At 45.9% G+C, this 24,360-nt stretch carries 25 protein-coding genes; 14 read left to right on the forward strand and 11 right to left on the reverse strand.

Annotation, left to right across the window (positions count from 1 at the left end):
- Positions 1-30 precede the first annotated feature (30 nt).
- Positions 31-891, forward strand: a complete 861-nt coding sequence (locus Q7C19_RS13120) for a hypothetical protein (protein ID WP_290753601.1) — start codon at positions 31-33, stop codon at positions 889-891.
- Positions 892-998: 107 nt separating this feature from the next.
- Here Q7C19_RS13120 and Q7C19_RS13125 read toward each other — a convergent pair whose 3' ends face one another.
- The 3 genes from Q7C19_RS13125 to Q7C19_RS13135 all read right to left on the reverse strand — a co-directional run bounded on the left by Q7C19_RS13125 (position 999) and on the right by Q7C19_RS13135 (position 4,646).
- Entirely contained in the window at positions 999-2,534 is a 1,536-nt protein-coding gene (locus Q7C19_RS13125; protein WP_290753598.1) for a M4 family metallopeptidase, read from the reverse strand.
- A 173-nt stretch (positions 2,535-2,707) separates the two neighbouring features.
- On the reverse strand, positions 2,708-3,139 hold the full coding sequence (locus Q7C19_RS13130; RefSeq protein WP_290774412.1) for a GyrI-like domain-containing protein: 432 nt from the start codon (positions 3,137-3,139) through the stop codon (positions 2,708-2,710).
- A gap of 19 nt (positions 3,140-3,158) precedes the next feature.
- On the reverse strand, positions 3,159-4,646 hold the full coding sequence (locus Q7C19_RS13135) for an HD domain-containing phosphohydrolase (RefSeq protein ID WP_290753592.1): 1,488 nt from the start codon (positions 4,644-4,646) through the stop codon (positions 3,159-3,161).
- Positions 4,647-4,901: 255 nt separating this feature from the next.
- On the opposite strand from Q7C19_RS13135, the gene Q7C19_RS13140 reads away from it, so the two are divergent.
- The 5 genes from Q7C19_RS13140 (at position 4,902) to Q7C19_RS13160 (ending at position 10,564) form a co-directional block, all read left to right on the forward strand.
- Positions 4,902-7,289 (forward strand): immune inhibitor A domain-containing protein, encoded by a 2,388-nt coding sequence (locus Q7C19_RS13140; RefSeq protein WP_375092309.1) that lies wholly within the window; start codon positions 4,902-4,904, stop codon positions 7,287-7,289.
- A gap of 274 nt (positions 7,290-7,563) precedes the next feature.
- Positions 7,564-7,764, forward strand: coding sequence for a cold-shock protein (locus Q7C19_RS13145; RefSeq protein ID WP_023469752.1), 201 nt, complete (start codon positions 7,564-7,566; stop codon positions 7,762-7,764).
- Between the two features lie 119 nt (positions 7,765-7,883).
- Positions 7,884-8,849: a ring-cleaving dioxygenase gene (locus Q7C19_RS13150; RefSeq protein WP_035411942.1), complete on the forward strand. Its 966-nt coding sequence runs from the start codon at positions 7,884-7,886 to the stop codon at positions 8,847-8,849.
- A 78-nt stretch (positions 8,850-8,927) separates the two neighbouring features.
- On the forward strand, positions 8,928-9,227 hold the full coding sequence (locus Q7C19_RS13155) for a DUF3817 domain-containing protein (RefSeq protein WP_035411945.1): 300 nt from the start codon (positions 8,928-8,930) through the stop codon (positions 9,225-9,227).
- A 104-nt stretch (positions 9,228-9,331) separates the two neighbouring features.
- On the forward strand, positions 9,332-10,564 hold the full coding sequence (locus Q7C19_RS13160; RefSeq protein WP_375092310.1) for a DEAD/DEAH box helicase: 1,233 nt from the start codon (positions 9,332-9,334) through the stop codon (positions 10,562-10,564).
- Positions 10,565-10,628: 64 nt separating this feature from the next.
- On the opposite strand, the gene Q7C19_RS13165 is transcribed toward Q7C19_RS13160, so the two are convergent.
- The 3 genes from Q7C19_RS13165 to Q7C19_RS13175 all read right to left on the reverse strand — a co-directional run bounded on the left by Q7C19_RS13165 (position 10,629) and on the right by Q7C19_RS13175 (position 12,961).
- On the reverse strand, positions 10,629-11,042 hold the full coding sequence (locus tag Q7C19_RS13165; RefSeq protein ID WP_290753583.1) for a DUF2231 domain-containing protein: 414 nt from the start codon (positions 11,040-11,042) through the stop codon (positions 10,629-10,631).
- A gap of 79 nt (positions 11,043-11,121) precedes the next feature.
- The gene (locus Q7C19_RS13170) at positions 11,122-12,291 is read right to left on the reverse strand and encodes a sensor histidine kinase (protein ID WP_290753580.1); all 1,170 of its coding nucleotides are present in this window, start codon (positions 12,289-12,291) and stop codon (positions 11,122-11,124) included.
- Complete coding sequence (locus Q7C19_RS13175; protein ID WP_035411955.1) at positions 12,284-12,961, reverse strand: response regulator transcription factor; 678 nt, start codon at positions 12,959-12,961, stop codon at positions 12,284-12,286. Before Q7C19_RS13175 ends, Q7C19_RS13170 begins: the two co-directional genes overlap by 8 nt.
- A 101-nt stretch (positions 12,962-13,062) precedes the next feature.
- On the opposite strand from Q7C19_RS13175, the gene Q7C19_RS13180 reads away from it, so the two are divergent.
- Genes Q7C19_RS13180 through Q7C19_RS13190 form a run of 3 tightly spaced genes read left to right on the forward strand, consistent with a single transcriptional unit; the run spans position 13,063 to position 14,835 of the window.
- Positions 13,063-13,368: a hypothetical protein gene (locus tag Q7C19_RS13180; protein ID WP_035411958.1), complete on the forward strand. Its 306-nt coding sequence runs from the start codon at positions 13,063-13,065 to the stop codon at positions 13,366-13,368.
- A gap of 10 nt (positions 13,369-13,378) precedes the next feature.
- Entirely contained in the window at positions 13,379-14,269 is an 891-nt protein-coding gene (locus Q7C19_RS13185) for an FAD:protein FMN transferase (RefSeq protein WP_375092311.1), read from the forward strand.
- A complete protein-coding gene (locus Q7C19_RS13190; RefSeq protein ID WP_035411965.1) occupies positions 14,257-14,835 on the forward strand; it encodes a ferric reductase-like transmembrane domain-containing protein in 579 nt (192 codons plus the stop codon). The genes Q7C19_RS13185 and Q7C19_RS13190 overlap by 13 nt, the downstream gene beginning before the upstream one ends.
- Positions 14,836-14,844: 9 nt before the next feature.
- On the opposite strand, the gene Q7C19_RS13195 is transcribed toward Q7C19_RS13190, so the two are convergent.
- The 4 genes from Q7C19_RS13195 to Q7C19_RS13210 all read right to left on the reverse strand — a co-directional run bounded on the left by Q7C19_RS13195 (position 14,845) and on the right by Q7C19_RS13210 (position 18,054).
- Positions 14,845-15,630, reverse strand: a complete 786-nt coding sequence (locus Q7C19_RS13195; protein WP_375092312.1) for an alpha/beta hydrolase family protein — start codon at positions 15,628-15,630, stop codon at positions 14,845-14,847.
- Between the two features lie 132 nt (positions 15,631-15,762).
- A complete protein-coding gene (locus tag Q7C19_RS13200) occupies positions 15,763-17,319 on the reverse strand; it encodes an ABC-F family ATP-binding cassette domain-containing protein (RefSeq protein ID WP_023469741.1) in 1,557 nt (518 codons plus the stop codon).
- 31 nt (positions 17,320-17,350) lie between these two features.
- Complete coding sequence (locus Q7C19_RS13205; RefSeq protein ID WP_023469740.1) at positions 17,351-17,524, reverse strand: hypothetical protein; 174 nt, start codon at positions 17,522-17,524, stop codon at positions 17,351-17,353.
- A gap of 86 nt (positions 17,525-17,610) precedes the next feature.
- Entirely contained in the window at positions 17,611-18,054 is a 444-nt protein-coding gene (locus Q7C19_RS13210; protein WP_056064819.1) for a hypothetical protein, read from the reverse strand.
- 147 nt (positions 18,055-18,201) lie between these two features.
- Between Q7C19_RS13210 and Q7C19_RS13215 the strand changes: the two genes are divergently transcribed.
- From Q7C19_RS13215 to Q7C19_RS13230, 4 genes are all read left to right on the forward strand, one after another.
- On the forward strand, positions 18,202-18,531 hold the full coding sequence (locus tag Q7C19_RS13215; protein ID WP_035411974.1) for a hypothetical protein: 330 nt from the start codon (positions 18,202-18,204) through the stop codon (positions 18,529-18,531).
- Positions 18,528-19,751 carry a glutathionylspermidine synthase family protein gene (locus Q7C19_RS13220; protein WP_290774403.1) on the forward strand — a complete coding sequence of 408 codons (1,224 nt, stop codon included), beginning with the start codon at positions 18,528-18,530 and terminating at the stop codon, positions 19,749-19,751. The genes Q7C19_RS13215 and Q7C19_RS13220 overlap by 4 nt, the downstream gene beginning before the upstream one ends.
- Entirely contained in the window at positions 19,748-20,383 is a 636-nt protein-coding gene (locus Q7C19_RS13225; RefSeq protein ID WP_035411980.1) for a Rossmann-fold NAD(P)-binding domain-containing protein, read from the forward strand. Before Q7C19_RS13220 ends, Q7C19_RS13225 begins: the two co-directional genes overlap by 4 nt.
- Before the next feature lie 238 nt (positions 20,384-20,621).
- Positions 20,622-22,115: a peptide MFS transporter gene (locus tag Q7C19_RS13230; RefSeq protein ID WP_035411982.1), complete on the forward strand. Its 1,494-nt coding sequence runs from the start codon at positions 20,622-20,624 to the stop codon at positions 22,113-22,115.
- A 45-nt stretch (positions 22,116-22,160) separates the two neighbouring features.
- Here the strand turns inward: Q7C19_RS13230 and Q7C19_RS13235 are convergent, their stop codons facing one another.
- Positions 22,161-23,417, reverse strand: a complete 1,257-nt coding sequence (locus tag Q7C19_RS13235) for a purine/pyrimidine permease (RefSeq protein ID WP_375092313.1) — start codon at positions 23,415-23,417, stop codon at positions 22,161-22,163.
- Between the two features lie 173 nt (positions 23,418-23,590).
- Here Q7C19_RS13235 and Q7C19_RS13240 point away from each other — a divergent pair, with 173 nt between their 5' ends.
- Entirely contained in the window at positions 23,591-24,286 is a 696-nt protein-coding gene (locus Q7C19_RS13240) for an alpha/beta hydrolase (RefSeq protein ID WP_035411987.1), read from the forward strand.
- The last annotated feature ends 74 nt before the right edge of the window (positions 24,287-24,360 follow it).

A 24,360-nucleotide genomic window follows, 5' to 3' on the forward strand; every position in this document is an offset into this window, starting at 1 on the left:
ACTGTGTCGACTTTTCAGGAGGAACCATACATGAGTGAACACCAACAAGAACGACAGTCTCGACAAGAACGACGGAAACAGAAACGCAATCGCCGAGGGATTGCGTTTGGCGGTATTTTAGCAACGCTATTCATCGTAGGTGGCTGGTTGTATATGTTGACGAATAACGATGCCTCTCAAGCAACATCGACGCTTGAGAAGCCGAAAACGACGGATCAAGCAACGAAAAACGAAAAGTCGAAGAAAGAGACAGCCTCGACAAAGGATCCAAAAGAAGCGAAAAAAGAGAAGAAGAAATCAAAGAAAAAGGTGGCAGAGTATGCGCAAGCAGCTTGGGTGACACGTCCGTTCGCGAACGTCTATCGCGATGCAAGCCGAAGTAGTGTCATCTATAAAGCAGATTTAGGTGATGTCTATGAGGTATTGGATGCAAAAGACGGAATGGTCCACTTGAAACTCAATGATAGTATCGAAGGGTATTTGCCTGAGACCGATGTCCGATTAGAAGCACCAAAAGGAACATCAGATAAAGCAGTCCTTACGGCACTCTCGCAAGCAGTTGCCAACCAACCGATTGATAAGCCGGAGCAGTATCTCGGAAAACCAATTGCTGACTTCGAAGCAAAATATGGTGCTGTTGGTAATACGCAACAGGACGCGGTCAATACGTATTACTTCTCGAACGCCGGATACCTGCTCGTCGTCTCGGACGGAATCATTGAAGCGATCGACTGGACGAATGCCTCAACGAACGCCTTGTCAACGCTCGGTGAACCTGTCGTCGATACGAGCTACGGGACATGGTACGAGGGAGAATCTTTACAATTGAAAGTATTCCCGGACAACGGAAAGATGCGCTTACGTCTTGCCCGTGATCCTGGACAAGACTAATGGAAAGACGGATTTGCTCCAAGCGAATCCGTCTTTTTTGCGCATAAAAAACCTCCCGAGTCCGACACTCGGGAGGAAATATGAAAATCCTTTGGGAGGAGATTTTCTTAGTAGACGCCTACAGCATCAAATGATTTCGCTGCTGCTGTTGCTTCTGCACTTGTTGAACCGTACAGGTCTTTTGCCGATTGAACGACTGCTGCGCGAAGTGCGCTGAAGTTCGAGTTCGGAGTCAAATAGACGCTAAGAGCACGGTAGTAGATTGCTCCAAGTTTCGGTACGCCGACACCTGTGACAGTCACGTTGTAATGAGTTCCACCATTACCGAGGAGGTAAGCAGCTTTGTTGACGATACCAGAGTTCGTGTGGACACCACCGTTATCTTGTGTACCTGTGTAGCGTTTTGAGTAGTGATCTGGATCGCCGTAAGCAGCTGGATTCGACATTGAACGGAGTGCATCACCGCTGACACCAGGCGTGTAGATGTCTTCTCCTACGAGCCAGTCGAAGTTCGAACCGACTGAGTATTCAGCAACCGTACCCATGATATCCGAAACAGCTTCGTTGATTGCACCTGATTCATTTTGATAAACGAGACCAGCTGTGTATTCTGTGACAGCGTGTGTCAATTCATGCGCTACGACGTCAAGTGCGCCTGAGAGGTATGTGAACGTTGAACCGTCTCCGTCACCGTAGACCATCTTCGTTCCATCCCAGAATGCATTGTTGTAGCTTGTTGAATAGTGGACAGATGAGTTTAAGGCAGCGCCTGCGTTGTCATAACTGTTGCGACCATATGTGTTTTTGTAGAAATCATATGTTTTCGCAGCGTTGACATGTGCGCTGACAGCAGCGCGGTCATATGTCGTATTGAACTGGTTATCGAGGTCAGACCAGAGTGTTCCTGGAAGTGTGTTGCGGTTCTTCGCATCATATGTGTAGATGCCTTTACCGCGAGTTGAATCTTGAAGATAGTAGTACGAGCCACTCTTCACTGTATTAAATGATGCGCTCGTTCCAAGAACTGTTGTTCCAGTACCGACTGCATTTGTTCCTGTAACTGTGTTGACTGGCTTCGCATGTGCCAGTTGGTCGAACTTATTAAGTACTTTACCTGAGTTTGCATCGATGAAATATGTCCAGCGTGATGGTTCTTTACCAGCGAGGACTGTCGATGTCACTTTATACGCATAGACTGCATCATTTTTAACAGGATAGATGACGAGTTCTGCTTTTGGAGCGACTTCGAATTCAGAAGCCTTGATTGCTTTTTGGTATAACTTGATTGCTTTCTTTTCAGAAAGAGTTGCTTTTTTCGCGAGACCTGGTTTTCCTTTGACGTTGATCGCATCGTTTACGATTGCTTTCAAAGTACCGTCTTTCGCGACGTTCCCGACGACGACACTACCAAAGACAGGGACGCCATCCACTTCTTGTTGGAGACGTACGATCTGCGAAGATCCGTCTTTTTCGACATTCTGAACAGCAAAGTCACCTTTTTTGTTCACGAAATCTTTAACGATCGTTGCAGCTGGTTCTGACGAAGCTTTCGTGAGTTTACCAGCTTGAAGACCTTCTGCACCTACGACCGTAGGAACAACAAGTACACTTGCGACAAGCGATGTAGCGAGAAACTTTTTCAAAATAAATCGCCTCCTTGTTTGGGTTGAGTCTAACTATGCCAAAGAATTAAGAAAGCGAGAATAAGTCATTCGAATTAAATCGAATTTTCTGAATATAGTCCGTAGTACCTGTACTGAATTATTAAGTATGAAAGATATTTCAACGCAAAAAAAGAACCATTCAAGCGAATGGTTCAACGAATCCGTTGGTAGAGATGGTGGACATCATCTCGTGTCTCATCAATCTTAAAGTCATTAGGATCAAGTTCAATCCCTTGTTTAGAGGCAAAACGTTGAATTTTTTCGAAGGACTTCCAAATTTCGATATCAGGTCCTTCATGTTTCCAAAAAATATAACGTGCAGCAGGAATACGGTGACCTTTCATTCCTTTTGGAATATCGTCGAGTGACGAGACCGGATACCCGACACATTGCGAGTATTTGGTTCCGTTTCGTTCGAGTGAGATATCGAGCGGATAGCTATCTGGTTTTGCAGGAATCTCATGTGAGCGTCTTGAAAATTCACGCCAGAGTTCCGGCATCAACGTATGCAATTCGTTTTCTTCACATGTCAGTCCAAGACCAACAAAATAAAATTCATGACGTTCCACGATTTTAGGATGCATGAGAAACTCCTTTCCGTACTTACGACACGTCTTCAATCGGCGAACGTTTCAAGTCTAGAAAAAGACGCGTAAAGGTGGCGTCCCATTGTGTACCCATGCCCTCTTCTAAAATGGATAAAGCTTTTTCCACTGGCATTCCCTTACGATAAGGACGGTCAGATGTCATCGCATCGTAGGCATCAGCAATCGCCATGATCCGACCGAAGAGTGGGATGTCCTCTCCTGCGAGTCCTTCCGGATACCCCTTTCCGTCATAGCGTTCGTGATGGTACTTTACCCCAGGAAGAATTGGTTGTAACGTCTTTGGCAGCTGAACTTGGGATAGAATATGCACACCGATGACAGGGTGTTGCTGAATGATCTGGAACTCTTCGTCAGTCAGGCGACCTTCTTTTAATAACACATCGTCACGAATGCCGATTTTTCCGATATCGTGCAACAAAGCTGATTTGCGTAACAGCTCGATTTGTTCATACGGCAGGTTGGCAGCCGTAGCGATTTCCACTGAATAAGCAGCGACACGAAGCGAGTGTCCTGCCGTATAAGGATCCCGGGCATCAAGTGTTGCGGCAAATAACGTAAACAGACTGTCCAGCAATTGCTCATTCTGTTCATCGCGTTTTTTGATTCCTTCCATCATCAGATTAAAACCAGAGACGAGGTGCGAGAATTCATCAGAATACGGATTTGGTAACGAGACGAGACGATTGTTTTCGACATCTTGAATACCTTGTTGAAGAATCGCAATCGGTTTTCGAATGTTCTCATAAAGAAGAAGACTACAAAACGTCGCGACGGACAAGATGACGATCAGAATAAGCGTCGACCAGCTCCAATAAGAGCGGAGGCTTTCATTTTCCGTTAACTGAACGGCTGAGGCGAGCACGAACAACATGATCGGAAAAACACCGATAATCAATGTGCTGATCAGCATTTTTTGCTTTAACGTGACGACCGTCGTTTTTCTTGGAACATCAAAGCCATGTTCGAAGGCATACTTCTCTAACGTGAGGAGCATATGCTCCGTAACGCGGTAGGTTAGAAAAAATTCAATCAGACCGTGTAAAATCGCGACGAGAACAGCACCAAAACAGGCGAGACCAATCAAGTAGTACGGCATCTTTAACCACTCTTGAGAGATTGCGAGTGCTGTCAGGAGTGATGCGGGAACTGAGAGACCTAAGAAGTGTGGTCCCATGATGCGTTGAACAGTCAGAACCGGAAAGTGATGGGTTGTTTGATAAGCCTCTTGGAAAGAGGCGAGTGAAGGAATCTCGTTTTGGAAGAAGCGTCGTAAGGCACCGATGTGCCGAGAATAAAGCATATATTCGAGTAAAACCATCAGACTGACAGATAAACCCATGATACCCATTAAAATCAACTGTTCATTCCTCGTGAAAGTAAGGGTCTCAAAAATAAACAGACACCCGACGCCGAACACCGCGATGAATGAACCGAGCAGATAGTTTCTTAGTAAGTGGCGTTCAAAACGTTGTAAAGCGCTCATTGTATCCTCCCTTTAGTGAATTAGAGTGCTTTCAGCGTACCGTTTTCTAAAACGGTGGAAGGATGTTTTTTTGAAAAAAAGGTGAAAGAATCTTTTGAAAATCTTTTGAAATTAATACTCAAAAATAGGTATGGTCATAAAGCACTAATTATCTTAAAAAAGATTGATTAAGGAAGTAAAATAAACTAAGATTTGAATATTCAGAAAAGTATAGTAATCTTTTACTTTTCACTACTACATAGGGGGTCAATTCACGTGGGAAAAAAGAAACAGCTTAGCTTAGCCGTACTGTCTGGAATTACGGCAGCTGCTTTTGCTGTCGGTCCGGTCTTACCTGGTGGGCAGGTAAAATCCGTACAAGCAGCAGAAAAAGCAGCCTCTGGTGCACCAATGGATTTAAGCACAGTCGATCAAGACAGATTGTTGAAAGTCTTGGAAAAACGTGGGGTCGTTTCAAAAGCCGCTTCCGTAGAAGCGAAGCAAAAAGCAGTCCAAAAGTATCTTGACCAAAAGGCGAACGGAAAACCAGCTCCTGATCATGCGCATGCATCGGGTAAAGAAGCAGCCTTCGACAAGAAAACAAAGGATTTCTTGACGAAGCAAAAGGAGAAGTTAGCAAAACAGCTGGACAAAAAGCATGATAACTACAAAAAAGGCAATCCGAACGGCTTCGTCAAAGTAGACAAAGCTAAGCAAGCAAAGTATAACGGTACGACACGGACGGACAAGGTATTGGTACTGCTTGTCGAGTACAGTGACTTCGCGCACAATAACGTCGTTCAAGAGCCAGGTTATATGTACGCTAAAGACTTTAACCAAAAGCATTATCAAGATTTGATGTTCGGGGATAAAGAATTTGAACTGTTCAACGGAGAAAAGGTTAAAACGTTCAAGCAGTATTATGAAGAACAATCGGGTGGAAGCTATTCGGTCGATGGAACGGTTTCGAACTGGTTAAAAGTTCCGGGAACAGCTAAGGATTATGGTGCTGATAGTCCAAAAGGCGGAAATGATAACTTGCCAGGAGCAAAAGGGCCGCGTGGACTCGTCAAGGATGCCTTGAATGCTGCCGTCAAGGCAGGCATCAATTTAGCTGAGTACGATCAGTTCGACCAGTATGACTTAGATGGCGACGGTAACTTAAATGAACCAGATGGTCTCGTTGATCACTTGATGATCATTCACGCAGGAACGGGGCAAGAAGCGGGTGGCGGTAAATTAGGGGATGACGCAATCTGGTCGCACCGCTGGACGCTCGATAGCGTTTATCCAGTCGAAAACACGACATCAAACGTTCCGACACGCTGGGGTGGGAAGATGGCAGCTTACGACTATACGATTCAACCTGAGGACGGCGCAGTCGGAGTCTTCGCGCACGAATTCGGACATGACCTCGGACTTCCCGATGAATACGATACGCAATACACAGGTCAAGGGGAGCCAGTCGCTTCTTGGTCCATCATGAGTGGTGGTAGCTGGAATGGTAAAATTGCCGGAACAGAGCCGACGAGCTTCTCTCCGCAAAACAAGGAATTCTTCCAGACAGTCATGGGCGGAAACTGGGCAAACATCCAAACAATCGATTTTGATTCGCTCACGAAAGCTGGAACAGCTTCGTACCTCGATCAGAGTGTCACGAAATCAAAAAATCCAGGGATCATCAAAGTCAATCTTCCACAAAAGCCAGTGAAAGGAATTGCTCCAGCGTTCGGCAAGAAGTACTACTACAGTACAAAAGGGAACGATCTTCATACATCGATGACGTCTCCTGAATTTGATCTGACGAATGCTAAACAAGCAAAATTTGACTTTAAAGCGTACTATGACGTTGAATTCAACTACGATTTCCTGACAGTCACTGCTACAGCCGATGGCCAGTCAAAAGTACTGGAAACGATCGGTAAAAAGGACACGGATGGCGATGAGCGAGCCGATTCTACTAAAGGCGCATGGGTAGATAAATCATACGACCTCAGTGAATTTGCTGGTAAAAAAGTCACGCTGAAATTTGAATATGTCACTGACGCAGGACTCGCGCTTGATGGTTTCGCGCTCGATAATGCTACGCTGACAGTCGATGGTAAAGTCGTCTTTGAAGATGATGCCGAGGGAACACCTAAATTCAAATTAGATGGTTTCGTCGCATCGAACGGCTTCACGTATGCAGATAACGCGTACTACCTTGAATGGCGCAACTATGCAGGTTCGGACAAAGCGCTCGAACATGCACGAGGTGTGAAGTACAACACAGGCCTTGTCGTTTGGTATGGTGATTCTAGCTTTGACGACAACTGGGTCGGTAAGCACCCAGGTGAAGGATTCCTCGGTGTCGTTGATTCGCATCCGGAAGCGATCGTCGGCACGTTGAAAGGACAACCGACGGTTAAGGACAGCACACGTTACCAAATCGCAGATGCTGCTTTCAGTTATGATAAAGTACCTGCATGGCTCATCGATTCGCCATCACGTGGACTTTACGACTATAAAGGTCTTCCAGGTGTGACGAAGTTTGATGATTCAAAATCGTATATCAACCAGTTGATTCCGGATGCAGGGAAATTGCTTCCGAACAATGGATTGAAAATTCAAGTCATCGGTGAAGCAAAAGATAACTCTGCTGGAGCAGTCTGGATCCACCGTTAAAAACAGAAGAACAGGTTCAGTTTCAGCTGAACCTGTTTTTTGTTTGAGTTACGTAGAAGAAGTGGAATCAATTGGAAAAACATTGGTCAGGCAACTTGACTTTTAAAGCGCATCCATTTTATACTTACGTTAGCTTAATATTGTTATTGTCATTACGGATTCACATCGTGTCACGAACAATCTTTTCGTTGCTCCATGTATTTCGGGACAATAATGAATTCCTTTCATATGCTCAGCATATGTATTAAGTAATTTATTTTTGGAGGTTGTTCCCATGAACACAGGTAAAGTAAAATGGTTTAACGCAGAAAAAGGTTTCGGTTTCATCGAAGTTGAAGGCGGAGAAGACGTATTCGTACATTTCTCAGCAATCACTGGTGAAGGCTTCAAAACACTTGACGAAGGTCAAGAAGTTGAGTTCGAAATCACTGAAGGCGCACGTGGAGCACAAGCTGCTAACGTCGTAAAACTTTAATTTCAACTATTCAATCGTCCCTTTTCGGAGGGGCGGTTTTTTATTAGACTAATATCTTGAATTCAAGATATTAGTGCGTTATACTTCAATTACCAAATCATTTACAGGGAGTGACGAAGATGGAGCTACTTGGAATTCATCATGTATCAATCTTAACAGGCATGGCAGAGCGAAATTATCAATTTTATACGAAAGTACTCGGAATGCGTTTGATTAAAAAAACAGTCAATCAAGATGACACGACATCGTATCATTTGTTTTATGGAGATGCGGAAGGGAATCCTGGAACAGATTTGACGTTTTTCGATATTCCACATCTTGGAACGGGTGTACCAGGAGCATCGAGTATTTCTTCGACATCTCTTCGTGTCAAAACAACAGCCGCTCTTCAATTTTGGAAAAAACGGTTTGAGGAAAAGGACGTTGAGCATGACGAAATTATTGAGCGTGCTGGACGACAGACACTGGCGTTTCGTGATCAGGAAGGAACGCGTTTGATTCTTGTCGCGGAAGATGGCGAAGTAGGTGTCGCAGGCGGTGTCCCATGGCCGCAAGAAGAGATTCCTTCTGAACATGCCATCGTTGGACTTGGAGCCGTGACATTGACGGTTAACGATCCGACACTAACGGTCCGCGTGCTGACGGAAGTGATGGGTTTCCGGAACGTTGGTCGCTATCCTTCACTAGCAGGTGACTTTGCTCCAATCGAAGTCTATGCGACAGGAGAAGGGGGAATCGGAGCAGAAGTCCACGTCGAAGCGCGTCCAGACCTTGATCGGGAACGTTTAGGTCGTGGTGGTGTGCACCATGTCGCGTTCCGTGTACCGAACAGTGAGGAGTACGAGAAGTGGGTCGAACGTCTGAATGCTTATCACTTACCGAACTCCGGTAAAGTCGATCGTCACTATTTCCAAGCCCTTTACTTCCGGGAACCGAATCATATCTTATTTGAACTCTCGACAGATACACCAGGATTTGCGACGGATGAGTCGGTTGAAACATTAGGGGAGACACTTGCGTTACCTCCGTTTCTTGAGCCAAAACGAGCTGCCATCGAAGCTCGGTTACGACCACTCGAAATCTGACAATCCTGTGACACAGGTCACAGATGGATCGTCCATCCCGTATACTAAGAGCAGGAATCAGGAAAAAGGAGTGACGGGATGTTAAGAACTACGCTTGGGCAATTCCGGATGATTGCGATATTAGAAGGAATTTCGTTTTTAGTCTTACTGTTGATTGCGATGCCGTTGAAATATATGGCGGACATTCCACAAGCAGTTTCGGTCGTTGGTGCACTTCACGGTGTCTTATTCGTCATGTACGCGATCTGGCTCGCCGTTGTGAAATTCAAATACGATTGGTCGATCATCAAGGCGGGTATTGCGTTCATCGCATCATTCATCCCGTTCGGCACGTTCATACTCGATCGGAAGTTAAAACAGGAAGCAACAAACGCGTAAATTGTGTATACTGAATAGAGCACGGCTGTGGATAACTGTTTTTGTCTATGCGAAGCAGGTTATCCACAGCTTTTTTCTGTGGATAATTTTTAGGAGGATATATTATGTCAACATTTGAAACATTACACATCAGTGACCTGTGGATAAAAAAATTACAAAAACAAGGCATCAAGGAGCCGACACCGATTCAAGAACAAGCGATTCCATCATTACTTGACGGACGCGACTTGATTGGACAGGCACAAACCGGAACAGGAAAAACACTAGCGTTCCTCTTACCGATTCTTGAGCAAATCGATGTCGAATCGCAAACGGTCCAAGCATTGATCGTCGCACCGACTCGCGAACTCGCGCGTCAAATCGCAGATGAGACCTATAAGCTGATTCGCAATACGGAACAGTACCGTGCTCTTGCAGTATATGGCGGGCAAGACGTCTTTAAACAGATTCAACGACTCGGACGGATGCCACAAATCATCATCGGAACACCAGGACGGATTCTCGATCATGTCGGTCGCGGCACACTAGACTTAAGCGAATTACGTACACTCGTCTTAGATGAGGCGGACCAAATGCTTCAAATCGGTTTCTTGCCAGAAATTGAAGATATCATCGAGGCAGCACCTGTTGATCGCCAGTTCGTCATGTTATCAGCAACGATGCCACCTAAAGTAGAGGAACTGGCGAAAACGTATTTGCGTAACCCAGTCGAAGTGCAGGTAGAAGCGGAAAGCATCACTGTAGAAGCGATCGAGCAGTTCGTCGTCGAGACGACGGATCGTCGCAAGCAGGCGACACTACGGACGATGCTTGACGAGATGCGTCCATATGCAGCCATCATTTTCTGCCGTACGCAACGTCGTGTCAGTAAATTAAACGAAGAAATGCAGATGCAAGGGTATCCGACGGATGAACTGCATGGTGGGTTGACGCAAGGGAAACGAGAAAAGGCAATGGCGAAGTTCTATCAAGGAAAAACACAATTCCTGATTGCAACAGACGTCGCTTCCCGTGGTCTCGATGTGACAGGTGTGACACACGTCTTCAACTACGATTTACCGGACGATGCCGAAAGTTATGTTCACCGGATCGGTCGGACAGGACGTGCTGGGAACGATGGAATTGCCGTCTCGATCGTGACGCCGAAAGATGGTCGGACGTTCCGTGATATGGAACGTGAATTGAACATCTCGGTCACGCCAATCGTCGTCGAATTGTCTGAAGAGGCGATTCGCGCACAGCACGACCAGAGTAAAGGATCACGGAAGACGACAGAAGGACGTGGAAACACACGTCGTTCGAATAACCGTCGCCCGGGACGCGCACATCGTAAATAAACAGAAACAAGATAAAAGAGCCGGTCCATTTTCTCTGAAAAAGAGAAAATGAACCGGCTCTTTTTTATTTAGCATATACCATCTGACCACCAAGATGACCGGTATAAGCAAGTAATCCGCTACCGACGATGGCAACGACAAAACTGAGTAATAAAAACATTTTTTTGTTTGAGCGGTAACCCAATAACAAAAATAACAGCGAGACACCAAAGGCAACAAGGCTGAACAACGCGAAATGCTCATGATTTTCGATAGCAGCATGGGTAACGCTACTTAAGTTCGCTTCCGCATACTCTTCTGCTCCGTCTCCAGACAAATAGGCGGCGACCCCAGAAATCAGACCAACGACTAGCGTAAAGAGGGTGAACAATTTGAATTGCGTCCATTTCAGACTGACGAGTAACAATAACGTTGCGAATAATAAAAGTGCGATCGGTGCATGGACAAGAAGTGGATGAAGCGGTACGTTTCCCAACATATCAAAGACCTCCTTAGGTAAGTATGATAAAGAATAATTTCACTTTACCCTGCTTATCTGACAGCTAACTGACACCGTTTTAAAGAGTTGGGAAATGAATGATGAAGCGTGTGCCTTCACCTAATGTTGAATCAATAGAAATCGTACCGCCATGTTGATCGACAATCGATTGAGCAATCGATAAGCCGAGGCCCGTACCTGTTCCGTGACGTGAATGATCCCCCCGGTAAAAACGCTCGAATATTTTAGTTTGTTGATCGGAAGCGATACCGATCCCACGGTCCTGTATCGTCAACTGGCGTTCTGTAGTAGTTTCTTCGAGGGAGACATCAATGACTTTATCGCTGTAGACAAGAGCATTCTCAAGAAAGACCGTCAATAAGCGATTCAATTGATGGGCATCCCCTTTCATGTGTAAGTCAGGCGCGATCGAAGCGTGGATGATGCGATCCGAGTAGGCATGCTGAAAACGTTCGACGGTCTTTTGAACGAGTGAACTAAGGTCAACTTCCTGTTTCGGTGAAAGTTGTCCTTCTCGCGCAAGCAATAGTAAATCAGAGACTAAATACTGCATGCTTGCCGTTTCTGCTTTGATATCCTCTAGAATCGTTCGTCCTTCATTCGAAAGTGATTCCGCTTCTAGCAATTCAATCCCGCTGTAGACGATTGTCAAAGGTGTCCGTAGTTCATGTGAAGCATCGGACGTAAAACGACGTTGGCGATCGAATGCTTGTTGCACCGGTATGACGGCTCGACCAGCAAGGATGTATCCGACTAGTGTCAGGACAATCGTTGCGAGAACCGCAATCCCCGCAAGAACGGCAATCAATCGCTGTAAGGTATCTTCTGTCGGAGAGATGTCCTTCATCAGCAGTAGTCGTCCTTCTTCGGTACTCCGTTGATACAGTAAGAAGTGTCGATCATCCCAGTCCACTTGTTTCGTCGTATCATCTGACCTTAAAAAACGATGCAGTGTTTTGGACTCGACGTCTGGCGGCAGACTTTCATAGCGTTCGTTTCCTGAATCATCGAGTAACTGAAAGTAGATCGGATTTTGGATGAATTGATCTTCTCCGTGCTCGATCCGTTCGAAGATATCGCGATCAGATATGCCCTTCAATTGATTCAATTCCATTCGATTCAGCAATTGAGCGTTCGTGACATACACACCAATCAGGATGAGGACTAGTACAAAAAAGAACGAACCACTGAATAATAACGTCAGTCGTTTTCGAATCGAGTCAAGCATGTGGATCACCTAATCGATAACCGAATCCGCGAACTGTCCGGATCAAATTAGGAGCACCGACCGCATCTAGTTTTTTTCGAACAAGTCGGACGAGCGCATCGAGCGCGTTATCCGTAATATCCGCACCGATGCCCCACACGACTTCGATGATTAATTCACGACTCATCACCTGTTCAGGTCGTCTTAGGAGCAAAGAAAGGAATTCGAATTCACGTCGTGTTAAATCAATCGGATGGTGTTCATAGGAAATCGTTTGTGAGGACAGATCAAGGACTAGTCCATTGAAGGTGACCGTCGACACGAATGCCTTTTGTTGACGACGACTGAGCGCGCGCAGTCGTGCCAAAAGTTCATTTGATTGAAACGGTTTGACGAGATAGTCATCCGCTCCACTATCAAGACCATGGACGAGATCAATTTCCGTATCGCGAGCAGTCAGCATCAAGATGCCGCCTTCAAACTGTTCTTGGCGTAAAGTAGCGGCGACTTCGACTCCGCTCTTGCGAGGCATCATCCAATCGAGAACGAGTAAGTCATAGCGATACGTCTGACATTGGAGGAGCGCCTCCACTCCATCCCGTGCAACATCTACCTGATATCCTGCCCGCTCCAAATGGAGGCGTAACATCTTCGCAAGACGCTGATCATCTTCTGCTACCAAAACGCGCATGCACATCGCTCCTCTTTTTTTCTCATTATCCCATAGTTGCCGTCAGTTAGTTGTCAGTTTTTTTCGATACAGTAAACGTAACAAGAAGGGAGAGGAAACAGATGAAACCAAAACCATTTGCGAAATGGCTCGTCGGGCTTAGTAGTTCCGTCTTCATCGGACTTGCGATTGGTCAGTTGAGTGTCAGTTCGAGCGATTCCTCGACGACACCTGTTTCGACAGGCGATACGTATTCGAATGATACGACATTACCATCCCAAGGAAATCAATATAGCGATGATGAAGACGAATATGGAGAAGATGATGGATATTACGAAGATGATGATGGTCAATGGCAGGGCGACGAATCGTCTGGATTCAGTCAACCAGGTGGGTCGAGTGACGGTCAGTCCAGTCATTCGAGGTAAGGAGGAGAAAATGGAGCGACAATTGTATGCGATGCATAATCAGGTGCGATTCGTGACGGATCAGCCGATTGATGAAGCCGAGTGGGAGGAACTCATCCGTTTCTTTCATTACGTCGATCGACAGTGGTCACGCTTTGATGATCAAAGTGAGGTTAGTCGATTGAATCGTTTGCGGATCGGGGACATGATATCGGTGTCCTTACCGTTAGCCCGCTTACTGGCACGCGCCACACGATACTTCGAACAGACGGAACATTATTTTTCTCCGTTTCTGCTAGCTCAACAACAAGCTAATGGTTACCGGCAATCGTTTCCGTTTAAGCAAGCCATCGCTTATGAAGAAACGGCTCCACCGGAAATCGCACCATTCATCATTGAAGGATGCGACGTGACTCGAGTCGGAGGCGGCTTTATCGATCTAGGTGGAATCGGAAAAGGTGCTGCCGCGATGATCGCGGCGCAACGCCTACGAAAAACCTGGAACCGTGGACTGATTGAAGCGGGAGGTGACGTCATCGTCTGGTCTGAGGAGAAACCATGGAATATCACAATTACGCATCCCGAGACCGAACAACGCGTCGCTGATGTGCAATTACGACAAGGTGCGATTGCGACATCGAACCGTGTCTATCGATCGTGGAAGACGGACGGACAGACGCATCATCATTTGTTAGATGGACGAACAGGGCGTCCGACGAGGAGTCCGATTCTGCAAGCGACGGCGTCTGCTCCACAACTCTATGAAGCGGAAGTCATGACAAAGCTTGCCTTTCAGATGACAGAAGCAGAACGTCAAGAAAAATTGTTTCGTTGGTTTCCAAAAGGACGATTACTGATTTTAGACACTACAGGAGAATGGCGAAGCGAACAGAAAGGAGTGAGTGAGATATGGACTGGATGAAATGGTTGTTCTCGACATGGACGATGATTCGCTTGAGTGGCTTAAGCGGACACTTCTTCATGACGATTTCAGTCCTAGCAGGATTGCTTGGTTCCTACCCAGCTCTCAAAAAGCAAAAAGCACGATTGCATCACGTGCACTTATATAGTGGTTGGGCAGGATTGCTCGCAATCGTCCTCCATGCGACGCTCATCATTGTGGATACGTACGCACCACTGACAATCTTCGAGGTCTTGATTCCAGGACAAGCTTCCTATGAACCGCTTTGGAATGCATTTGGAACGATCAGTCTCTACTTATTCGGGTTCGTTCTCGTGACTTCGGATTTCTTAAAGGAGACGTTAGGCAAGACACTTTGGAAATTGACACATTGGCTTGTTTTACCTGCCTGGCTATTGATGACGGCACATGGTCTTTTCATCGGTACAGATACCGGAACACTATTTACGACGGTTTGGTACGCTGTCTCGACATTGACGATGTTCACACTTGTTCTGTACCGGATGCGGATCCGTCCTATGCAACGGACTCGAACTTCAGCAAAAGAGCGCTCAGTCGTACACTGAGCGCTCTTTTCATTGTCGGGCGAGCCAAGCTGTCCATTCGTTAAAGGCAGCATTCCGATTCTCAATATAGTTGTGATCACTATCGACGATCGCTTCCTCAAACGGACTGTCCGATACCAATAAGTCATGATGGAGCGCTTTGATCGATGTTTCGTCTCGTTCTGACGTCATGAGCAACATCGAGCGATCGGCTAGACGTTCTTTTAGCGTCAGTAAGTTCCAGGTCGTATGATGGCGCTTTAACTCGTCAAGTAACGCGTCAGCAGTGGCGTCATTTAGGAAAGCAGCTCCTCGCTCGAGAATACCATGAAGCACAGGCTCGTATTCCGGATGTTCGAGGACGAGCTGACCGACGAGTCCAAAATTAAACGGAGAAATCCCGACATAATGTGCAACCTCCGGTGTCTCAGCAAAAGCATGAAGACCGGCGAACCCACCCATGCTATGACCGACAACGGTAATCTGATCAGCCTTGATACCGTGTTCAGTAGTGAAAGACTTGGAGCAGACGTAACGTAAAGTTGCCGTTGCGTCTTCCAGAACATGTTGGAATCGGAAGGTTCCGGGACTTCCGATCGTTCCACGATATGACGTGACAAGCACATGGTATCCTGCGCTTTGAAGTTGTACTGCCCAGTCCATGTTTAACTGTTTCCCGGGAAATCCGTGAAAGAGGACAATTAGTGGAGCATCCACTGTATGTTCAGGTGAATAGAGGCGGGCAATCAATTGTTCCGAACCACCGCTTGGAACATGTAAATAGGATAAAGTTGCTTTTTTCGTGATCGTTTCCAAAAAAACACGCTCCTTCATAACCATTTTCTAAGTCTTAGTGTGCGTGAAGATGCACAATCATGCAATGATTAAGTGTATGAACTAAAAAGATGGGATACCCGTCTGGGCATCCCATCTTTTGTAAAGCATGGCTTAGAATACTTTTGTCGTCCATGATTCACAGTTCCATAAGTCTGTTGCAACAGCTTCATAGAATTCTGGTTCGTGTGAGATTAAGAGGACGGTTCCTTTGTACTCTTGTAACGCACGTTTTAATTCTTCTTTTGCTTCGACGTCCAAGTGGTTCGTCGGCTCATCGAGTACGAGGATGTTCGATTCCGTGTTCATCAATTTACAAAGACGGACTTTCGCTTTTTCTCCACCGCTGAGTACTTCGATTTTCGATTCGATGTGTTTCGTCATCAAACCACACTTCGCGAGCATGGCGCGGACTTGCTGTTGTGTCAGAGACGGGAACGTATTCCAGATCTCTTCGATACACGTATTCGAGTTCTTCTCTTTGACTTCTTGCTCGAAGTACCCGATATGCAAGTTCTCTCCCCGCTCAACGACACCCGAGACAGCCGGGATTTCACCGAGTAAACTCTTGAGCAACGTCGATTTCCCGATTCCGTTCGCACCGTGCAAGGCGATCTTCTGTCCGCGTTCTATCGTCAAATCAAGAGGACGAGACAGTGGCTCATCGTATCCGATGACAAGACCTTTTGCTTCGAACATCAATTTACTTGGTGTCCGTGCTTGGAGGAAGTGGAACTCTGGTTTTGGCCGTTCCTGTGCGAGTTCGATGACATCCATCTTATCAAGCTTTTTCTGACGTGACATCGCCATGTTCCGTGTCGAGACACGCGCCTTGTTCCGGGCAACGAAATCCTTCAACTCAGAGATTTCCTGCTGTTGACGCTTGAATGCAGACTCAAGTTGTTTTTTCTTCGCTTCGTGGATCGTGACGAAGTTGTCGTAGTCACCGACATAACGGTTCAATTCTTGATTTTCCATATGATAAATCAAGTTGATGACGCTATTGAGGAACGGAATATCGTGCGAAATCAAGATGAATGCATTCTCATATTCATTTAAATAGCGTTTTAACCACTCGATATGCTGGACATCGAGATAGTTGGTCGGCTCATCAAGTAAGAGAATATCTGGTTTTTCAAGAAGGAGTTTCGCAAGCAGAATTTTCGTCCGCTGTCCACCACTGAGCTCCTGTACATCCCGGTCAAGTCCGATTTCATCGAGACCAAGACCGCGTGCGATTTCTTCGACTTTTGCATCAATCGTATAGAAGTCGTTATTTGTCAAAATGTCTTGCAAGACACCGACTTCTTCGAGCATTTTTTCGAGTTCTTCTGGCTCGACTTCGCCCATTTTACCGTACAAATCATTGATCTCCTGTTCGATATCGAACATGTACTGGAATGCACCTTTGAGAGCATCCCGAATCGTTAATCCTTTTTCAAGGACAGCGTGCTGGTCTAAATAGCCGACGCGAACATGCTTCGCCCATTCAACTTTCCCTTCATCCGGCTCAAGTTGCGACGTAATAATGTTCATGAACGTCGATTTTCCCTCACCGTTCGCACCAACGAGACCGATGTGCTCGCCTTTTAACAGGCGGAAGGAAACATTTTCGAAAATGGCGCGGTCACCGAATCCGTGACTTAAGTTAGATACCGTTAAAATACTCATAATTGCTCCTTATTTCATGAATTCCTGTGACTTAGACGCCTGTCCGTTTTTTCTGGTTATTCGCTTTTTTCGTCTGTTGGCTCGTCAATTGTTTCGTTTGTGTTCCTTGTAAGCCAGTCGGACGTTTAGTTTGCGCTTGTTTTTTTGCTTTCAAGCGCTCGATCATTGCCTCTTGCAATGATAGTTTTTTTGGTTGTTCACTCATGTTCGTTCACCTCGATTGATTCGTTCTTACCTTCTAGTATGCCAAAAAAAACGTCTCTTGGAAATGAAGAGACTCGATTTTACATCTCAAAGTGTATCTGCAAGATAGACGACATAACAATTCCGATCGATATCAATTTCACAGCTGTCACGCTCAAAAATACCGTGTCCTTCGACTTCAATCTTGTCTTTGATCAAAAAACGCATCGCTTGGATGTGATTTGGAACCGTTGATGTCTTTAAAAGCGGTTGGGCGCTGTCGGATAGATACTGTCTGAATTCAATATGAATTTGATGCGGTGGATAAACACGTTCTTCCGTCGCACGCGGTGATGCTTTGATGTGGTCGACAATCAATTGATCGTATTCACCTGCCATCTCATTGGAACGAAGCTCGTATTGATGTCCTTCGATGATATGGAATTCGCAGAGTTGGTGGGCGATGATTTCTTCCGGTTCGATCGCATAACGATCATATTGATAGATCGGCTGGAATTCACTATTTTCTTCAACATAGTAGGCAAGTGACATGCGTAAATCCTCCTTTTCATTCTATAGATACTATTACCACATTTTGATAAAAAAAGTTCCGGCAGAACAAAGAAACTTTTCTCTTCGAAAAAGCGTATACTATCCATAACGAGAGTAAAAGGAAAGGGGACTGAGAAGGTGAATTGGATGAAACAAGCTACACTAGCTGCGACACTGTTGATCGGAACGACATTAAGTGGGTGTGGATCGGATGATGCGCGAGCGGAACGACCAGATGATCCGGATTGTGATGACTATGAATATGATAACGATGAAGGTGTCTGGTACTGTGATGATAGTTCGTCGACTCATTCAGGCTACTATTACTGGGGTGGTAGTTATTTCGCTTCACGTGCCTTGATGCACAGTGCGATGCGAACGAAAGGATATACGCCGAAATCGAAAAAAGTAAAGAGTTACAATACGAAAACAAAAGGATTCGGAACGGGCTCGTCCTCCGGCTTTTTCGGCGGATGAATAAACGACAGACCTTTTATGGAGACATCGATCGTTTTTGGGATGTGCTAGACGGGGAACCGTACGCTGTCACGGAAATCATGCCGATCTCGGACAAACGAATCGATCAACTGCATATCGCGGCGCAAGAAGTGTATCGGATATTTGAAAAAGTACTTCCGATTCTTCGCTCAATGGATGATCAGGCACTACTTGAACTTGGCTTCCCAGTCGAAAGTCTTGCCTTCTTACGACTCGAGACGATGCGACCGCTGACCGTCATCGGGCGCTTTGATTTCATTGTGACGGCTGATCGCATTTCACTCATGGAATGGAATGCCGATACGCCGACCTTCATTAAGGAAGTATTTGAAGTCAACGATGTCGTAGCAGAGAAACAAGGATTTAAACGTGTCAATGATGGAGAAAACGAATGGCTCAAGGAAGCTGTCCGTCGTGCAATCGAAGCAGCGACATATCGGACGAAGCAGGATCCGCATGTTGTCTTCACTTCACATGGCGACCATATCGAAGATCGGCTGACGTCTGAGTATTTGCAGTCGTTCTGGAGTAGCGCGGTCTATTGTCCGCTTGATGCACTAGAGATTCGCCCGGAAGAGGGCTTGTACGATGAGACAGGTAAAAGAATTGATATTTTATATCGGCAAACCTTTCCAATCGAGATGGCTTTGCTGGACCGGGATGAAGAGGGGCGAAACCTAGGACAGTTATTGTTGCAACTTGTCGAGACGGGGCGGCTAGAAATCATCAATCCACCGTCCGCTTTTTTAATGCAAGCCAAGTCGGTTCTTGCGTTGATCTGGATGTTACACGAAACCAAGCATCCATACTTGAGCGAAATGGATCATACGATGATTGCACGTTATTTTTTACCGACATACTTATCAGAAGATGCATTCATCTCAAGCCGACAACCGTTCGTCAAGAAACCGATCTTTGGACGCGAAGGGGACACTGTAACGGTCCATGACGGACAGGGAGAAGTGCTGCTAAAGAATGAACAGCATACGTTTCTTGATCAACCGGCTGTCTATCAAGCGTATCGAGAATTACCGACGTATCCACTTCAAGAAGAGGGAGACGTCGCGTATATGTACGGTGTTTTTATTTTAGGTGGAAGACCGAGTGCGATTGGTGTACGTGCTGGAGAACGGATTACTGGGAATCGTTCCTATTTCGTACCAATCGGTCGACAGCATGAAGGAGGGAGAAACATATGAGAGCAGCCATTTTAGGAGCATCCGGTCTAGTTGGCCAAGAACTCGTAGACCGTTTGTTGGCAGAAGAGGCATATAGCGAGGTACATGTTCTTGTTCGCCGACCGATACGCCGTTTTCATCCGAAACTTGAAGAATGGGTGATTGATTTTGATCGTGTGACAGAAATCGAATTGCCTGTCGTTGATCACGTCTACTGTGCACTAGGTACGACGATTAAACAAGCAGGCTCGCAAGATGCATTCCGTCTAGTTGATTATACGTATCCGGTTGAACTTGGTCGTGAACTGTTAGATCTCGGTGCGACACGTTTTGCTTTGATTTCAGCTCTTGGTGCCCATCCGAATGCCAAAACCTTCTACAATCGCGTAAAAGGGGATACGGAAAATGGACTACGCGTACTAGGATACGATGCATTACTAATTTTCAGACCTTCGCTCTTGTTAGGAGAAAGAGACGAGTTTCGTTTAGGCGAACAGGCAGCTGCGAAAATTTCGACGGTGTTACGACCGTTATTAAAACGCAGTGCCATCGCTCCGATCGAAGCCGGTCAAGTCGCTGCGGCGATGATTCATGAAACGCTACATGCGCCGCCTGGAATTACGATCATCGAATCAAAACAGATGCAATCTTGAGCAGCCGACTTGTCGGTTGCTCTTTTATTATTCTTGTAATATAAATAATATTTGACTCATCAAATGATTTGCGGTTGAATGGTAAAGTGCTGTCTCATATATAAAAAAAGAAGTGAGACAATTCAGGCAAAACAGTGTATTCGTATCCTATCTGTTTCGTCACGCTTATCGTTTGGGGAAAGCGGGAAAAGATGATGGATTATGCACTTATTCAGGGCAGATGAAAGGAGCCAATCATATGGCAGAGTTTGATCGCGATCAGGTCTATAAGACCGTTCCGCAAAAAGGATTCTTTGGAAATCCGAAAGGGTTATTCACCCTCTTCTTCACCGAGTTTTGGGAGCGTTTCTCCTACTATGGTATGCGTGCCATCCTTATCTTCTATATGTACGACTCAGTCGCAAATGGTGGTCTAGGAATTGACAAGACGACAGCTGCGTCAATCATGGCCGTTTACGGTTCACTCGTCTACATGTCTGGGATCATTGGTGGATGGGTAGCTGACCGTTTGCTCGGTACGTCTCGAACTGTATTCTATGGTGGTATCTTGATAATGCTGGGGCATATCGTTCTTGCTTTACCAGCAGGCATTACGGCACTCTTCGTCTCGATGGGACTCATCGTCATCGGTACCGGTTTCTTGAAACCGAACGTATCGAATATCGTCGGAGATTTGTACAGTAAGACGGATAATCGTCGTGATGCTGGATTTAGTATCTTCTACATGGGGATCAACGCTGGGGCATTCCTTTCACCACTCGTCGTCGGTGAAGTGGCTGACCGTGGTGGGTACCATGCTGGTTTCGCACTCGCCGCCATCGGAATGTTCGCAGGACTTATCGTCTTCGTCCTGACGAAAAAGAAAAACCTTGGTCAAGCAGGTACGTATGTTTTAAACCCATTAAAAGGGGACGAGAAAAAACGCTTCATCACGATTGCGTCGATCGTTGTCGTCGTCATTGCGGTTCTCGGTGTCATTGCATCGATGACAGGATTGTTGACGATTTCTCGCTTTACCTTGATGGTCACGATTCTCGGAATCTTGATTCCAATCGCCTATTTCACAGTCATGCTTCGTAGTCCAAAGATTACAGATGACGAACGATCGCGCTTGATTGCTTATATTCCGCTCTTCATCGCAGCAGCGATTTTCTGGGCGATCCAAGAACAAGGTTCATATGTCCTCTCGATCTTTGCAAGTGAACGGACGAACCTTTCATTCTTAGGATTCGAGATTCAACCGGCATTCTTCCAATCGTTGAATCCGCTCTTCATCATCGTATTAGCACCTGTATTTGCAAGCTTCTGGGTCAAGCTAGGGGATCGTCAACCGACGACGATGCAAAAGTTCTCGTTCGGTCTTCTGTTTGCAGGGCTTTCGTTCATCGTCATGACACTACCAGGTATCCTATTCGGTGTTGAAACAACAGTTAGTCCGCTCTGGCTGACGCTCAGCTTCTTCCTCGTCGTCATCGGTGAGCTCTTCTTGTCACCAGTCGGTTTATCGGCAACGACAAAATTGGCGCCGGCAGCCTTCTCAGCGCAAACAATGAGTCTATGGTTCTTGACGAACGCAACGGGACAAGCGGTCAACGCACAAATCGTTAAGTACTATAAAGCGGATACAGAGATTCTATATTTCGGTATCACAGGTATCGTTGCCGTCATCTTCGGATTACTCTTATTCGCTTTCGCACCAAAACTTCAAAAATACATGCGCGGCATTCGTTAAGATATTCAAAAAAGACGCTTTCTCGATCGAGAAAGTGTCTTTTTATTAATCATTCGTCCGGATATGGCGTAAGACCTCTGCAAGCAAGGCGACTAACGTTCCGAGGACGAGACCGTTCGACATCAGTGTCGTCATGAGTGGTGGTAAATCGGCCGTTGCTTCTTTCGGTAACAACAACGCACCGATGCCGACGAGAACTGGAAGACCAACTGTGATCATCGCTGTTTGACGATTCAAATCGCGAGCCGCTTCCGTGATGCCGATGATTGCCATGCCGGCAACGATCGGGGCGACCATCGCATAACCAACAGCGACAGGGATTTTAGCAATCAAACCGACGAACGGTGTCACGATACTGAGGAAGAGACACGTGATATTCGCATAAACGAACGCTTTGCGGTCCGTATTATCCGTTGAGGCGATGAATCCAGCCGTTCCGGAAATAGCAACAGGACCCACTGTACCGAACAGACCGGCGAAGAGTTGTCCGATACCAGCCGTGATACCAGCCGTCCCGACTTGTCCTTTGACCGTTTCTCCGCGCTTCGCACTGATGATTCGTTCAATGACCTTGATGTTCGCTAAGACGTTCGTCATCAAGAGTAACGAGATGATGATAGCAGTCGGTAATAGGCTCCAATCGATATGAATACCGCCGAATGGTAATAGGCTCGGTAAAGTGAACAGTGGACCATCAAAGCTCGGCATCTCAGCACGTCCGATCAGTGCGAACATACTCCAACCGACGAGTAGTGTAATCAATAAAGCATATTGTCGTAAGCGATCACTGCGTTCTAAATAGAGCGAGATCAAGACGGTCAAAATCGAGATGACGGCAGGTAATGCTTGAATCCGTCCGTCTTCGATATTCAACAATCCTTTCATGACGGATCCCGACAGCTGTGCCGACAGCAATAACATATAAACACCAATGACTTGTGGAGTGAAGAGCGGAACTAAGCGTCGTAAGACACCTGTCACCGTCAAGATGATACATATGATTCCGCTGAGTAAGAGTAAGAATCCGAGCGATTGTAGCGTGTTCGAATAACTGCCGTACAGCGTGACACCAATCGATGAATAGAGAGCGAATACTCCCCACCAAATTCCAGCAGGACCTTCCATGATTGGAAGACGGTGTCCGAGTAGGACTTGAAATAGACTTAAGATGGCAAATACGAATAGACAACGAGATAAAAAGGAAAGCGTCTCGGCACCCGAGAGTTCAAACGATGCTGCGATGGCAAGGGGTGGGGCAATGTTGGTACAGATGATGAATAAAAACCATTGAATCGTAGACACAAGGGTACGCGGCAAAACGTAAATCTCCTTTCGAAAAAACAATAGTGACTTTATCTTAAACCAATTCATGAAAAAGAGATAGGGATGCTTACAATGACTGAAAATTCTATCATTTGTTTTCATATGTGATTTAACACATAATAATGGATATAACGCTATAGGGAGGGAATGACATGAAAAAATGGAGTAAACGAATCCTTGGAACGATTGTTGCAGTACTTGCGCTACTCGTATTTGCCTTTATGATTTGGGCACAATTCGATTATGACGCTTCGCAGCAAGCGGCGTCTTACGTGGAGACGGAAACACCACGTGAAGTCACGTTTGGAAAAGAGACGAGTGACGTCGGATTCATCTTTTATCAAGGGGCAAAAGTCGATGCAGCTGCTTACAGTTATTATGGTAATCAACTAGCGAAAGATGGACATTTTGTCATCATACCGAAGCTACCGTTTCGGATTGCCTTGCTCGATGCAAACGAAGGACTCGATATCGTCGAGGAATATCCGCAGGTCAAAAAGTGGTATCTGATCGGGCATTCACTAGGTGGAAGCGCGGCTTCGACAATCGTCGAACAACATTCGAAGATTAAAGGAATCATCTTCCTCGCATCCTATCCGATTGATTCGATTGATGTGCCCTCACTAACGGTCTATGGTGGACAAGATGGTGTCTTACCAATCGCTGATATCGAAAAAAGTAAGCAGAATGTTCGAAAAGATGCGGTATTCCATGAAATCAAACAAGGAAATCATGCGAACTTTGGTATGTATGGACCACAAAAAGGGGACAACAGGAGCCCATTGACGTCAAAAGAGCAACAAGATGAGGCGTTAGACGAAATCAAACAATTTATCGATATGCCTTGATCGATTCTTTAGGAAGAAACGATTCATCAACCAAACGAAAAAGACGGAGAGATTCCGGCACTGCGTCCGGAATC

Source organism: Exiguobacterium sp. PHA03 (assembly GCF_041945985.1).
Taxonomy (GTDB): domain Bacteria; phylum Bacillota; class Bacilli; order Exiguobacteriales; family Exiguobacteriaceae; genus Exiguobacterium_A.